We start from the raw sequence: 13,313 nt of genomic DNA, 5'->3' as shown, positions 1-13,313 counted from the left end.
GCCCCACCGCCTCCACGACGACCCCGGCCCCCGCCCCCAGATCCAGCGAAGCGCCCCGCTCCCCCACCACCGCCCCCGTGAGATCCATCAGCACCACCCGCAGTTCGTCCCGGTCCAGGTGGACCCCGACCGCGTGCCCCGCCTCCGGCACCAGGCGCAGTACCGTGCGCGGCTTGCCGCCGGTCGAGGCGCGGCGGCCCGCCTCCGTGGCGAGGCCGGACTCCCGCAGCCGGGCGGTGATCTTGCTGACGGCCTGGGGGGTGAGGCCGGTGCGGTCGGCGAGTTCGAGGCGGCTGATTCCGTCCGTGCCGGCCGTCCGCAGCAGGTCGAGGACCAGCGCGGTGTTGTGACTGCGCAGGGCGAGCAGATTCACGCCCGCCACACCCGCCACACCCACCGCACCCGTCACACCCGCAGCCCCCGCCGCCCCCGTCGTCGTTCCGTTCCCGGTCCGGGTCCCGCCCCGCGCAGTGTTCACACCCCCATTGTCCCCACCACTTGCACTTTGGCAACAGCGTTGCGAAAGTGGAGGGCATGACTGGACGCACCACTCGCACACCTCTCCGCGTCGGCCTCGTCGGCTACGGCCTCGCGGGCTCCGTCTTCCATGCCCCGCTGATCGCCGCCACCGAGGGCCTCACGCTCGACACGGTCGTCACCTCGAACCCGGAGCGGCAGGAACAGGCCCGCGCCGAGTTCCCCGACGTCCGCGTGGCCGCGACCCCGGACGAGCTGTTCGATCGCGCCGGCGACCTGGACCTGATCGTCATCGCGTCCCCGAACAAGACGCATGTCCCGCTCGCGACCACCGCCCTGAAGGCCGGCCTCCCGGTCGTCGTGGACAAGCCGATCGCCGGTACCGCCGCCGAGGCCCGCGAGCTCGCGGCCCTCGCCGAGCAGCACGGCCTCCTCCTCTCCGTCTTCCAGAACCGCCGCTGGGACAACGACTTCCTGACCCTGCGGGGGCTCATCGCCGAGGGCGAGCTGGGTGACGTATGGCGCTTCGAGTCCCGGTTCGAGCGCTGGCGCCCGCAGCCCAAGGGCGGCTGGCGCGAGTCCGGCGACCCGTCGGAGATCGGAGGTCTGCTCTACGACCTCGGCAGCCACGTCGTGGACCAGGCGCTGACCCTCTTCGGCCCCGCGGCCTCCGTGTACGCCGAGTCGGACATCCGACGCCCGGGCGCGGAGACGGACGACGACACGTTCTTCGCGATCACCCACACGAACGGCGTCCGCTCGCACCTCTACGTGTCCGCGACGACCGCCCAACTCGGCCCGCGTTTCCGCGTGTTGGGCTCCAAGGCGGGCTATGTGAAGTACGGCCTCGACCCCCAGGAGGCGGACCTGCGCGACGGCAGGCGCCCGGGCACGGAGAAGACCTGGGGCCAGGAGCCCGAGTCCCTCTACGGCCGGGTCGGCTCCGGCGAGTCCCCGCTGACCGGCGGTGGCCGCCCCGAGCCCACCCTCCCCGGCGACTACCCCGCGTACTACGCGGCCGTCGCCGCCGCCCTCCGTGACGGCGCCCCCAACCCGGTGACCGCCCTGGAGGCGGCCGCCGCCCTCGACGTACTGGAAGCCGCGCGCCGCAGCGCCCGCGACGGAGTGACGGTGACCCTGTGACCCAGCACAAGCCCTCGATCACCCAGCGGATCGCCCCGGAGATCACCCCGACGGTGGAGGAACTGGAGGCGCAGGAACGCCACTTGGTGTTCCAGCACTTCACCTACGACGACGCGTGGGAGCTGGGTTCGCTCCTCGTGGAGATGGCCCGCGAACGCCAGGCCCCGGTCGCCATCGACATCCGCCGTGCCGGCCAGCAGCTGTTCCACGCGGCGCTGCCGGGTTCCTCCCCCGACAACGACGCGTGGATCGACCGTAAGCGCAAGGTCGTCGATCGTTTCGGCGCGGCCTCCTACCTGGTCGGCACCCGCTTCCGCGCCAAGGGCAGCACCTTCGAGGACTCCTCCCGGCTCGACCCCGACGAGTACGCGGCGCACGGCGGCTCGTTCCCGATCAGGGTCGACGGCGTGGGGGTCATCGGCACGGTGACGGTGAGCGGGCTGCCGCAGTTGCAGGACCACCGGTTCGTGGTCGAGGCGCTGGAGCAGTTCCTGGGCGACGACCGGAAATGACCGGCGCCCGGAATTAACCCGCAACTCCGGCCAGTTGGGACTGCCGACACGTCGAGCACGTCGAGCACTTTCGACACCGGAGGGAACGGGATCGATGAGCAGTGCCCTGAAGGAAACGGTCGGCCGGTACGGCATCTGGAGCGTGGGTCTGCGCTCGGAAGATCCGTCCCGGCGCGGCGAGTTGGCGGAGGCGGCGGCCGAGCTGGAGCAACTCGGGTACGGCGCGGTCTGGTTGGGCGGCAGCACCGCCGCTCGCCACGCCGTACCGCTCATTGAGGCGACCTCCCGGCTCGCCGTCGGGACCAGCATCCAGAGCATCTGGCAGTACACGGCGGCCGAAACAGCGGCGAGTTTCGCGGAGTTGGAGACGACCCACCCCGGCCGCTTCCTGCTCGGCCTCGGAGTGGCGCACGCCCAGAACACGGCCGAGTACCGTCGCCCGTACTCGGCCATGGTCACCTATCTGAACGCCTTGGACGCGGCCGGAGTACCCGCCGACCGCCGCCTCCTCGCCGCGCTGGGCCCGAAGACGATCGAGCTGGCCCGGGACCACACGGCGGGCTCGATCCCGTACCTGGTCACCCCCGAGCACACCGCCAAGTCCCGCGAACTCCTCGGCAAAACCCCTTTGCTGGCACCGGAGTTGAAGGTCGTCCTGGAGACGGACCCCGCCCGCGCCCGCACCCTGGCCCGCGAGGCACTCGCCCCCTACCTCGCCCTCCCGAACTACACCGGGAACTTCCTGCGCAACGGCTTCACCGAGGACGACCTCACGGACGGCGGCAGCGACCGCCTGGTCGACGCGGTGTTCGCGTGGGGCGAGGAGGCGCGGATCCGGGCCAGGATCGACGCGTTCCTCGACGCCGGCGCGGACCACGTGGCGCTCCAGATCGTCGACGGCGCCTCGCGTGACGCGCTGCCGCGCGAGGCCTGGCGGAGGCTGGCCTCGCTACTGGCCTGACAGAATCCCCAGCTTCCGCAGCTCCTGACCCAGCACCGGCGTCAGTGCCTCGGCGTAGGTCTCCGCCATGTGGCTGTCGTCGCGGTAGACGAACGTGTCGCCGACGACCACGGGGCAGTTGCCCGAGCGGGGGCAGAGCCAGGGCTTCGGGTCGATCACGGTGGCACCGGCGCGGAGTGCGCCCTGCCGGTTGGCCTCCCGGAGGGTGGCGTCCTTGGTCGCGTCGCGCTGGTCCGGCTCGCACTTCTCCAGCCGGAGCGGATGCGTCGACGCGCACTCGAGGGGGTCGCCCTGCGGCCACGGGGTGTCGAGCAGGACGGCCACATGGTCCGCCGAGCGGGTCAGGCGCTCGTAGACCCGCGTATAGCCCGCCGTCCAGTCCCGCAGCGGGTCCGTCATCGGCTTCAGCGGCGTGGCCACCTCGGAGGAGGTGGCCACGACCAGCATCGGGTGCAACTCCGTGATCCGCTCCAGCGCGTCCTTCCGCCAGGTGTCGCACGAGGCGTACGGGCCATGCCCGTTGACGGTCGTGATGTCGGCCGTCTTGCAGGACGACTTCGTCAACGACACGAGTTTCCAGCCGTGTTGGCGGCTCAGCTGCTCCAACGCCGGGAACCACTGCGCGGCATGGGAGTCGCCGTAGAGGACGACGACCTTGGTGGACGAGGGGTCACCGTAGACGCAGGCGGGCGAGCGGTTGTCGACGTAGTTGACGTGGCAGCTGTCGTGATAGATGGCCGAGCGCTTCGCCTTGATGGCGGTGAGTTCCGGTGACAGGTTGCGCGGCAGCGCGGTCGCGGGCGTGGCGAGGAGGCCGGCGAGCCGGGCCTGGGGGTCCGGTGCCGTCGACAGGGCCGTGGCCAGCCCGGGCACGCGGACGGCGGAGGTGATCGGTGGCGGGAAGGATGTCGAGACGACGGCGACGGACACGACGGTCGCGGACAGGCCGAGGCCCAACGCCACGGCCACCGTGGGTCGTTGACGCAGCGCGCCGCTGAACCGGACCGGGTTCTCCAGCAGGCGCAGGCTCAGCCAGGCCAGCACCAGGGCGGCGGCGCACAGCGCGAGGTTCAGCCGGAGTCCGGCCGCCCGTTCCAGGGCCACGGGGCCGATCACCAGCAGCGGCCAGTGCCACAGGTACCAGCCGTAGGAGAGGTCGCCCAGCCAGGCCGCGGGACGCACTCCGACCAGCCGGGAGGGGGCGGAGGGTGATCCGGCACGGCAGCCGCCCGCGATCACCAGGGCGGCGCCGAGCACGGGCAGCAGCGCGAAGTGGCCGGGGAACGGGGTGTCGTCGTCGTACAGCGTCGCCGCCGCGGCGATGCCCGCCAGCCCCAACCACACACCGGCGGCGGCCAGTTGGCGCGGAAGGCGGTCAAGTGCCCCGGCGCCGAAGGCCAGCAGGGCTCCGACGCCCAGTTCCCACAGCCGCGTGTGCGGACCGAAGTACGCCCAGGAGGGCGAGGCCCCGGTCTCCCGGACACCGAGGACGTACGACACCAGGCACAACACGCCCAGCGGCAGGGCGCGTAACCATGGACGTCGTATCAACTTCCAGCTGACCAGCAGGAGTACGGGCCACAGGAGGTAGAACTGCTCCTCCACGGACAGCGACCACAGGTGCTGGAAAGGAGAGGGCGAGCTGCCCTCGCGCAGGTAGTCGGTGCCCGATCGCGCCAGGTCGACGTTCACGAAGTACAGCGCGCCGGCCAGCGCGTCGTGCATGAACTCGGCGTAGCGGATCTTCGAGGCGAAGAGCCGGCAGCCGACGATGGTGGCCAGCGACACCAGGGTCGCCAGCGGGAGGATGCGCACGGCGCGCCGGGCGTAGAAGCGGCGCAGGGAGAGCGAGCCGGAGCGGTCGGTCTCGCGGAGCAGACCGGCGGTGATGAGGAAGCCGGAGATCACGAAGAAGACGTCGACCCCGACATAGCCGCCGGCGACGTACGGGACTCCGGCGTGCGCCAGCACGACGAGTGTGACGGCCAGGCCCCGCAGCCCCTGGATGTCGGGCCGGAGCGGCGGCCGCGCCGCACGGGCGGGCCGCCTCGCGGTGAGGTCGCGCCCGTGCGGTGGTGATCCGTCGGGCCGCAGGTCCGGTGCCGTGTCCCGCGGCGGACCTGCGGTCGTGGGAGTGTGCGTCATACCCGGAACTGTCCTACAGGCGAAGGGCGTTCCGGTGATTCACATCACATTCGTTCCCCGTTGTTCGTCAGGCGTCCTTCAACTCCTGCCGCTGCCGCCCGAGTCCGGAGATCTCCAGCTCCACGACGTCCCCGGCCCGTAGGAACGGCTTCGGCTCGGGCTGCCCCAGCGCGACCCCCGCCGGCGTACCGGTGTTGATGACGTCACCGGGGTACAGGGTCATGAACTGGCTGACGTAGCGCACCACTTCGGCCACCGGGAAGATCTGCTCGGCGGTGGTCCCGTCCTGCTTCAGCTCTTCGTTCACCCACAACTTCAGCGACAGCTCCTGCGGGTCCGGCACCTCGTCCGCCGTCACCAGCCACGGCCCCAGCGGGTTGAACGTCTCGCAGTTCTTCCCCTTGTCCCAGGTCCCGCCGCGCTCGATCTGGAACTCCCGCTCGGACACGTCGTGCGCGACCGCGTACCCGGCGACATGCGCGAGCGCCTCCTCGTGCGAGGACAGATAGCGGGCCGTACGTCCGATGACCACGGCCAGTTCGACCTCCCAGTCGGTCTTCACGGAGCCGCGCGGCACCAGCACGGTGTCGTACGGCCCGACGACCGTGTCCGCGGCCTTGAAGAAGATCACCGGCTCGGCGGGCGGCTCGGCGCCGGTCTCGCGGGCGTGGTCGTGGTAGTTCAGCCCGATGCACACGACCTTGCCGATCCGCGCGACCGGCGGCCCGATCCGCAGCCCGTCCGCGTCCAGAGCGGGCAGCGAACCCGCGTCGGCGGCGGCGCGGATCCGGCCGAGCGCGGCGGTGTCGGCGAGCAGCGGCCCGTCGATGTCCGGGACGATGCCGGACAGGTCCCGCAGGGTCCCCTCGGCGTCGAGCAGCGCGGGCCGCTCCGCCCCCGCCGTACCGACTCGCAGCAGCTTCATCTTCACCATCTCCATCGATCGCGCGGGCCGTCGCCCGATGGGTGCAGCCATCGGATGACTGGTCGATCGTCCAAGCTCAAGGTCCAGTCCGCAATACCCGGTTCACGGACTGGACCGTGAACACTGGCCCCTACCGTCCCCGGGTCGCCTCGATCTCGATCGGCTGCAGCAGTCGCTTCGGCTTGAGCAGGGCCCGGCTGACCGGGTCCGCCGGGTCCGGATCGGCGCCGGGGCCCGGCTCCATGAGGACGTCGGCGACGGGGACGACGAACCCACAGGCGGGGCACTCGCCGTACGGGCCGAGTTCGGTGCCGCAGTCCACGTGCCGGAAGTAGCGCAGCTGCGGCTCGCCGAACTGCTCGCGCCCCCAGCGGCCCAGCGAGCGCAGCGTCGGCCACAGAGCGATCGCACGCTCGGTCGGGACGTACTCGTCGCGCGGCGGGGACTCCTGGTACCGGCGCTTCTCGAGGATGCCCTCGGCGGTGAGCGCCTGGAGGCGGGCGGCGAGGACCGCGCGCGGGATGCCCAGGTGGACGAGGAAGTCGTTGTAACGCCGTACGCCGTAGAGGGCGTCCCGGATGACGAGCAGCGTCCAGCGCTCCCCGACCACCTCCAGCGCCCGGGCGATCGAGCACTCCTGCGTCGCGTAGTCCTTGCCCAGTGCCATGCCGTCCACCTTAGCCATTTTCCGACTCAAGGTTCAATGAACGAACCTACGGTGTTACGGTACTCCCCATGACTAGGTTCAGTGAACGAACCCTCGCCGAGGTTCCCCAGAAACACGAGGTCACCGAGGTGAGCGCGCCGCGCCCCCGCGCCACCCTCGCCCTGACCAGCGCGGCCACCGCCGTGGCGCTGATGACGTACACCGCGCCGATGGTCACGCTCCCCGACATCGCGACCGCCCTGCACACCCCGCTCTCCGCCCAGGCCTGGCTCCTGAACGGCACCCCGCTGGGCCTCGCCGCGCTGCTCCTGGTCGCGGGCAGCCTCGCCGACGACTACGGCCGCCGCCGCATCTTCCTGGCCGGCACCTTCGCCCTCGGCATCACCACCGCGCTCTCCGCGCTGACCTCCTCGACCTGGCTGTTCACCCTGACCCGCATCGCGCAGGGCGCGGCCAGCGCGGCCCTCCTCGCCAGCAGCCTGGGCCTGATCGTGCACGCCTTCCCGACCCCGCGCGGCCGCCTGCACGCGACCGGCGTCTGGGGCGCCTTCGTCAGCGGCGGCATAGCGGTCGGCCCCCTGGTGGCGGGCGCGATGCCGGACTGGCGAGTGGCCTACGGCGTGCTGGGCGCCGCCGCGCTCGTCGTGGCAGCCCTCGGCGTCCGTACGTTGTCCGAGTCCCGCGCGCCACGAGGCGGACGCCCCGACCTGGCCGGAGCGGTCACCTTCGGGCTCGCCCTGGTCTCCCTCGTCGCCGCGCTGACACTGGGCCGCGACGGCTGGCTGCGGGCACCGGTGGGCCTGCTGTTGCTGGCGGCCGTGCTGCTCGTCGGCGTCTTCGCGCTGGTGGAGCGCCGGGGCGCGACCCCGATGATCGACCTCGGCCTGCTGCGCCACCGCCCCTTCCTCGCCTCCTCCGCCGGCGGCCTGTTCACGGGCCTCGCGGTGATCGGCCTGTTCAGCTTCCTGCCGGCGCTGTTGCAGCAGACGCTGGGCCTGTCCGCGATGGACACCGCGTGGCTGTTCCTCCTCTGGTCGGGCCTGTCCTTCGCGGTCGCCCTCCAGGCCCGCCGCCTCGCCGGCCGCGTCTCGCCCCGGCACCAACTCGCCCTGGGATTCCTGCTGCACGCGGCCGGCGTCCTGACGATGCTCGGCGCGCTGGACTCCGGTTCCTGGGTACGACTGCTGCCGGGCCTGGTGATCGCGGGCGTGGGCAGCGGCCTGCTGAACGCCGCGCTGCCGCTGCTGTCCGTCGAGTCGGTACCGGCGGCACGGGCCGCGATGGGCTCCGGCGCGCAGCAGACCTTCCGCTACATCGGCTCCTGCGCCGGGGTCGCGCTGACCATCGCGATCGCCACGTCGGCGGGGAACGGTCTGGCACGCGGCGCGGACATCGCGATGGTGGTGTCGGCGGTGCTCGCGGTACTGGCAGCGGTGAGTGTGGTGGTGCTGCGCGAGCGGGCGTGAACCTTCAAGGGGTTTCCAAGGAGCCTTCAACGGGGCTGAGTTGACGTGAGCGTGCCCCACACCACCATGCGGTACCTGGACGTGAACTCCGGGGTGCAGGTGGTGAGGGTGATGTAGTGGCCGGGTGCGCTGTAGCCGTAGGCGGGCCTGACGATCGACCGCGGGATCGGCCGGATGACACCCGAGTCCGCGGCGGAGGTCCGCGGCAGGATCTTGTCGACCGTGTACGTGAAGACGGCCGTGCGCGTCTCGACCTGGACGGTGTCCTTGAGGCGCAGTCGCGGGAGATACCGGAACGGCTCGCCGTGGGTGTTGCGGTGCCCGGCGAGCGCGAAGTTCCCTGCCTGGCCCGGCTGTTGGGTGCCGGGGTAGTGGCCGACGTACCCCTTGTTGAGCACGTTCTTCTTGCTGACGCCTTCCGCGATCGGGACGCGGAGGTGGAGGCGGGGGATGGTGAGGATGGCGTAGGCCTGGGAGGGGTGGGGGGTGAGAGTGTCTGCGGACGCGGTCCGGTGCCGTGAACTGCCGCCGGTGGCCCCCGTGTTGGCGGAGGGAGTACCCCCGCTGTCGGCCCCCGGCGTGGGTGTCGATGTCGCCCATTGCCGTTCCAGGGCCTGCACTTGATGTTGGGCGCCTCGATGGGCCTCGCGGTTGGTCCACCACAACTGCTGGACGACGAGGAGCAGCAGAACGACCCCGGCGGTGACGAGGAACTCGCCGCCGGTCCACAGGGCGCGTCGGCGCAGCGCACGGCGTCGACGGCTGCGGTGCTGCACGACGGGGACCCGCATGGGCCGCACGATAAGGGCCGGTTCCTCAACTCACCAGAGTCATGACTCCCGTTCGTTGGCGGTGGAGGTGCCTGTTCGTCCTCTCGCGCACCTCCCGTTCGATCCTTCGTACACGGGTTTTAGAAAGGGGTGTCACAACCCTCGACAACCTCACACACCACACCCGATGCTTCCTCATGGCACGAGCCGGGGGGATGGCCGACGCCGGTGGGACGACCGGCGTTTGAGCGAATCGGGAGTAGAGATGATCCGACGCAGAACCCTGCTGGCCGCAGCGGGCGGTGGGCTCCTCGGCACCGCCCTGGCGACCGGCACCGCACGGGCCGACGCGACGATCGCGGTCACCCCGGGGACGACGTACGGCACTTGGGAGGGCTGGGGCACCTCGCTGGCCTGGTGGGCGAACGTCTTCGGCGCCCGGGACGACTTCGCCGACATCTTCTTCACCACCAAGTCGACGACGTACAACGGCACTTCGCTCCCCGGCCTGGGCCTGAACATCGCCCGCTACAACCTGGGTGCGTGCAGCTGGAACACGGTGAGCGGCGAGTCGATGGTCGCCTCCGCCAACATCCCCGCGTTCAAGCAGATCGAGGGCTACTGGCAGGACTGGAACAACGAGGACCCCACGTCCTCGGCCTGGAAGTGGACGGCGGACGCGACCCAGCGCGCGATGCTGGTGAAGGCGACGGCGCGAGGGGCGACCACCGAACTCTTCGCCAACTCCCCCATGTGGTGGATGTGTCTGAACCACAACCCCTCCGGCGCCTCGGGCGGCGGCAACAACCTCCAGTCCTGGAACTACCGCCAGCACGCCTCCCACTTGGCGTCCGTCGCCCTCTACGCGAAGAACAACTGGGGAGTGAACTTCGCGACGGTCGAGGCCTTCAACGAGCCCTCGTCGAGCTGGTGGACGGCGACCGGCACGCAGGAGGGCTGCCACATGGACTCGACCGTCCAGGCGGCTGTACTGCCGTATGTGCGAAGTGAGTTGGACGCACGCGGCCTGACGAGCACGAAGATCTCGGCCTCCGACGAGACGAGCTACGACCTGGCGCGCACGACCTGGAGCGCCTTCTCGTCCACGACGAAGGGGTACGTGAACCGCGTCAACGTCCACGGCTACCAGGGCTCGGGCGGCCGTAGGGACTTGTTGTACACGGACGTGGTGACAACGGCGGGCAAGGCCCTGTGGAACTCGGAGACGGGCGACAGCGACTCCACAGGCCTGACGATGGCGAGCAACCTGCTCTACGACTTCCGCTGGCTGCACCCAACGGCGTGGACGTACTGGCAGGTCATGGACCCGTCGTCCGGCTGGGCGATGATCGCGTACGACCAGAGCACGCTCACGGCCGGCGCGGTCCAGACGAAGTACTACGTGATGGCCCAGTTCAGCCGCCACATCCGCCCCGGCATGACGATCCTGGACACGGGCGTGAGCTACGCGGCGGCGGGCTACGACGCGTCGGCGAAGCGCTTGGTGATAGTGGCGGCAAACACAGGCTCGTCATCAACAACCCTCACCTTCGACCTCTCCAAGTTCACGACGGTGGCGGGCGGCACGAGCGGCCTGGTCCCGCGCTGGAACACGGTGACGGGTGGCGGGGGCGACTTGTACACCGCCCACTCGGACACGTATCTGAGCGGCAAGACGGTGAGCGCGAGTTTCGCGGCGGGGGCGGTGCAGACGCTGCAGATCGACGGAGTAGTGATCTGAGGAGTGGTGATCTGACCTCGGGACCCGAACTCAGGGATGGCGGCGGGCGGTTGGGCCTGCTCGCCTTGGCGCTCGGCGGTTTCGGAATCGGTCTGACCGAGTTCGTGATCGCCGGGCTACTGCCCCAGGTGAGCCGCGGCCTGGACGTGTCCACGGCCGCGGCGGGCTGGCTGATCTCCGGCTACGCGCTGACGGTCGCGGTGGGCGCGATAGCGGTGACGGCGGCAACAGCGGGTATGCCTCAAAAGCCAATCCTGGTAGGCCTGTTGGCCCTGTTCGTGGCCGGCAACCTGCTGTGCGCGCTCGCGCCGAACTACCCGACGATGCTCCTGGGCCGCGTGGTGGCGGCCCTCTGCCACGGCTCGTTCTTCGGCATCGGCTCCCTCGTAGCCCGCCGCCTGGTCCCTCCCGAACGGGCCTCCCGAGCGGTCGCGATGATGTTCGCCGGCCTGACGGTGGCGAACGTACTCGGCGTCCCCTTCGGCGCGCTCGTAGGCGAACGGTGGGGCTGGCGGGCGACGTTCTGGGCGATCACGGCGATAGGGGCGGTGGCGTTGATCGCGATCGCGGCGCTGATACCAAGGTGGGCGGGAGGGGCGGGAGGAGCAGGAGACGCGGGAGGGGCGGGCGTAGGAAGAAAGGCCGATCTCCGATCGCAACTGCACGCCTTCCACTCCACCCAGGTATGGCTGACCCTGGCGGCCACGGCCCTCGGCTACGGCGGCATGTTCGGCGCGTTCAGCTACCTCGCGTACACCTTCACGGAGGTCACGGGCTTCTCCAGCACGGACGTCGCCTGGCTCCTGGTCGTCTACGGCACGGGCCTGGTCGTAGGCAACATCGCGGGCGGGCGGGGCGCGGACCACAACCGTGACGTGACGCTGCTCGTGTCCCTGGCCGGACTGGCGGCCACGTTGACGGTGTTCGGGTTGCTGGCGAGCAGTCGGCCGGCGGCGGTGATCCTGGTGTTCCTCCTGGGCGTGTTCGGGTTCGCGACGGTCCCCGGGATGATCACGCGGGTGACGGACGCGGCGGGGGGTGTGCCGTTGGCGGCGAGCGCGAACGTCTCGGCGTCGAACGTCGGGAATGCGGTGGGGGCGTGGTTGGGGGGCTTGGTGATCAGTGCGGGGTGGGGGTATGCGGCTCCGTTGTATGTGGGGGCGGGGATTGTGGGGGTGGGGTTGGTCGTCATGGGGTGGGCGGCGCGGGGGTCGGTGAACGGCGACAGGGGCGGAGGCAGGGGCACGGCAACAGGGGATGCCGTAGAAGCGCAGCGGTCGTAAAACTGGCGGAAACCGGAAAGCCACCCGCTGTTCCCCACGGCACGGCCTCCGGAAGCCCCCACACGGCTCCCCCACCGCACTCTCACCGGCCGACCTGCGCATATCTCTCCCCTTGCCTCCATCTGTGTCGGCATCGGCAGTACCGTGTCGTTCATGCGCCCCGACACGCCCGCCGAGAACGTCGACCACGCCGCCGAAGCGGCCCGCCTGGAGCGGACCGCCGCCCGATACCCCGAGGACGCCGAAGCCCTGCTCCTCCAAGCCGCGGCCCACCTGGAGCTGGCCGGCGACCGCCCCGCCGCCACCGCGCTCTACGACCGCCTGCTGTCGTCGCCGGACGACCTGGAAACTCCTCACCTGGTACGAGCCCTCAAGGCCTCGAACCTCTGGGAGTACGGCCACGAGGCCGAGGCCAGGGCCATCATCGACGGCGTGCGGACAGCGTCCCCGCGCGATGCCGCCCCCTGGGTGATCGTCGCGGAGTCCCTGGAGTCCCACGACGAGTTGGAGGCGGCGCAGGAGACGTTCACGGAGGGCGTGACCCTGCTCCTGACGGACGTACCCGAACCCCCGTACTCCACCCACCCGTTGCTGTTCGGCCGACACCGGGTGCGGCGCATGCTGGGCGTGTCGCACGACGAGTGGGACACGCTGGCGGACACGTTGCATTCGTCCCACTCATCCCCGTCGTCGCCGGTGTCGCTGGACGAGCTGCACGACCCGAAGCGGGTGTGGTCGCTGGGGTCGGACAACCCGGCGGAACTCGAGGCCGAGATCTCGCGGCTGCGGGCGGAGTTGGGGGCGTTCCGGGAGGCGTTGTCCCGGCCGTTCCCTGTGGCCGTACTCCATTGGCCCGAGGGGGAGTTGGCCGAGCTGGTGGGGGCGTATGCCTCGCTGGCCGCGGAGTACCCCTCGCATGAGGAGCACCTCGCGACGATAGAGGAGTCACTTCGGGAGCTGGCGGCTTCGGGGACGGCGAACCTTGGGATCGTGACGGGGACGGTGCCTTCTTATGAGGCGTTCGCTGCGTCGGAGGGGGCTTCGCCTGGGGACGCTGACTTGTTGCCGCAGTATGCGACGACGCTGGCGGCTCGGGGGCGGGCTGTGGTTTGGCCGCCGCAGCGGGGGGCTTCTTGTTGGTGTGGGTCGGGCGACTCGTATGCCAACTGCCACGGGCGCACGGAGGCGTAGCGGGCGAGGCGAGCAACCCCCAAGGGGCACTG

The 13,313-nt window shown here is 70.7% G+C and carries 12 protein-coding genes; 7 read left to right on the top strand and 5 right to left on the bottom strand.

Going from position 1 to position 13,313, the window contains the following annotated elements; translation table 11 throughout:
• Window positions 1–409 (bottom strand): winged helix-turn-helix transcriptional regulator (locus OO70_RS33500; RefSeq protein WP_043679606.1); only part of this gene is annotated, 409 nt, incomplete at its 3' end.
• A gap of 125 nt (window positions 410–534) precedes the next feature.
• Here OO70_RS33500 and OO70_RS33495 point away from each other — a divergent pair.
• From OO70_RS33495 to OO70_RS33485, 3 genes are all read left to right on the top strand, one after another.
• The gene (locus OO70_RS33495; RefSeq protein WP_043679603.1) at window positions 535–1,620 is read left to right on the top strand and encodes a Gfo/Idh/MocA family oxidoreductase; all 1,086 of its coding nucleotides are present in this window, start codon (window positions 535–537) and stop codon (window positions 1,618–1,620) included.
• Window positions 1,617–2,132 carry a heme-degrading domain-containing protein gene (locus OO70_RS33490; RefSeq protein ID WP_043679600.1) on the top strand — a complete coding sequence of 172 codons (516 nt, stop codon included), beginning with the start codon at window positions 1,617–1,619 and terminating at the stop codon, window positions 2,130–2,132. The genes OO70_RS33495 and OO70_RS33490 overlap by 4 nt, the downstream gene beginning before the upstream one ends.
• Before the next feature lie 94 nt (window positions 2,133–2,226).
• Window positions 2,227–3,093 carry an LLM class F420-dependent oxidoreductase gene (locus tag OO70_RS33485; RefSeq protein WP_043679597.1) on the top strand — a complete coding sequence of 289 codons (867 nt, stop codon included), beginning with the start codon at window positions 2,227–2,229 and terminating at the stop codon, window positions 3,091–3,093.
• Here OO70_RS33485 and OO70_RS33480 read toward each other — a convergent pair.
• The 3 genes from OO70_RS33480 to OO70_RS33470 form a co-directional block, all read right to left on the bottom strand.
• Window positions 3,082–5,238, bottom strand: coding sequence for an acyltransferase family protein (locus OO70_RS33480; protein WP_043679594.1), 2,157 nt, complete (start codon window positions 5,236–5,238; stop codon window positions 3,082–3,084). The two genes, OO70_RS33485 and OO70_RS33480, sit on opposite strands and share 12 nt — an antisense overlap.
• 67 nt (window positions 5,239–5,305) lie before the next feature.
• Entirely contained in the window at window positions 5,306–6,163 is an 858-nt protein-coding gene (locus OO70_RS33475; RefSeq protein WP_043679657.1) for a fumarylacetoacetate hydrolase family protein, read from the bottom strand.
• 130 nt (window positions 6,164–6,293) lie between these two features.
• Complete coding sequence (locus OO70_RS33470; RefSeq protein ID WP_043679591.1) at window positions 6,294–6,830, bottom strand: winged helix-turn-helix transcriptional regulator; 537 nt, start codon at window positions 6,828–6,830, stop codon at window positions 6,294–6,296.
• Window positions 6,831–6,898: 68 nt separating this feature from the next.
• On the opposite strand from OO70_RS33470, the gene OO70_RS33465 reads away from it, so the two are divergent.
• Window positions 6,899–8,296, top strand: coding sequence for an MFS transporter (locus OO70_RS33465; protein WP_043679588.1), 1,398 nt, complete (start codon window positions 6,899–6,901; stop codon window positions 8,294–8,296).
• 26 nt (window positions 8,297–8,322) lie between these two features.
• Here the strand turns inward: OO70_RS33465 and OO70_RS33460 are convergent, their stop codons facing one another.
• The gene (locus OO70_RS33460) at window positions 8,323–9,087 is read right to left on the bottom strand and encodes a class E sortase (RefSeq protein WP_043679585.1); all 765 of its coding nucleotides are present in this window, start codon (window positions 9,085–9,087) and stop codon (window positions 8,323–8,325) included.
• A gap of 244 nt (window positions 9,088–9,331) precedes the next feature.
• Here OO70_RS33460 and OO70_RS33455 point away from each other — a divergent pair, with 244 nt between their 5' ends.
• The 3 genes from OO70_RS33455 (at window position 9,332) to OO70_RS33445 (ending at window position 13,281) form a co-directional block, all read left to right on the top strand.
• A complete protein-coding gene (locus OO70_RS33455) occupies window positions 9,332–10,807 on the top strand; it encodes a glycoside hydrolase (RefSeq protein WP_043679582.1) in 1,476 nt (491 codons plus the stop codon).
• A 50-nt stretch (window positions 10,808–10,857) separates the two neighbouring features.
• A complete protein-coding gene (locus OO70_RS33450) occupies window positions 10,858–12,090 on the top strand; it encodes an MFS transporter (RefSeq protein ID WP_051741870.1) in 1,233 nt (410 codons plus the stop codon).
• Window positions 12,091–12,243: 153 nt separating this feature from the next.
• Window positions 12,244–13,281, top strand: coding sequence for an SEC-C domain-containing protein (locus tag OO70_RS33445; protein ID WP_043679579.1), 1,038 nt, complete (start codon window positions 12,244–12,246; stop codon window positions 13,279–13,281).
• Window positions 13,282–13,313: the final 32 nt, after the last annotated feature.

This window comes from Streptomyces xylophagus (assembly GCF_000716435.1).
GTDB lineage: Bacteria > Actinomycetota > Actinomycetes > Streptomycetales > Streptomycetaceae > Streptomyces > Streptomyces xylophagus.
This window is presented reverse-complemented; position numbering and strand designations above follow the sequence as displayed.

What these genes read in the sequence shown, in the direction of transcription:
- OO70_RS33460 (WP_043679585.1), bottom strand. Translation starts at nt 9,087, where the DNA reads ATGCGGGTCCCCGTCGTGCAGCACCGCAGCCGTCGACGCCGTGCGCTG.
- OO70_RS33480 (WP_043679594.1), bottom strand. Translation starts at nt 5,238, where the DNA reads ATGACGCACACTCCCACGACCGCAGGTCCGCCGCGGGACACGGCACCG.
- OO70_RS33465 (WP_043679588.1), top strand. Translation starts at nt 6,899, where the DNA reads ATGACTAGGTTCAGTGAACGAACCCTCGCCGAGGTTCCCCAGAAACAC.
- OO70_RS33445 (WP_043679579.1), top strand. Translation starts at nt 12,244, where the DNA reads ATGCGCCCCGACACGCCCGCCGAGAACGTCGACCACGCCGCCGAAGCG.
- OO70_RS33495 (WP_043679603.1), top strand. Translation starts at nt 535, where the DNA reads ATGACTGGACGCACCACTCGCACACCTCTCCGCGTCGGCCTCGTCGGC.
- OO70_RS33485 (WP_043679597.1), top strand. Translation starts at nt 2,227, where the DNA reads ATGAGCAGTGCCCTGAAGGAAACGGTCGGCCGGTACGGCATCTGGAGC.
- OO70_RS33455 (WP_043679582.1), top strand. Translation starts at nt 9,332, where the DNA reads ATGATCCGACGCAGAACCCTGCTGGCCGCAGCGGGCGGTGGGCTCCTC.
- OO70_RS33470 (WP_043679591.1), bottom strand. Translation starts at nt 6,830, where the DNA reads ATGGCACTGGGCAAGGACTACGCGACGCAGGAGTGCTCGATCGCCCGG.
- OO70_RS33475 (WP_043679657.1), bottom strand. Translation starts at nt 6,163, where the DNA reads ATGAAGCTGCTGCGAGTCGGTACGGCGGGGGCGGAGCGGCCCGCGCTG.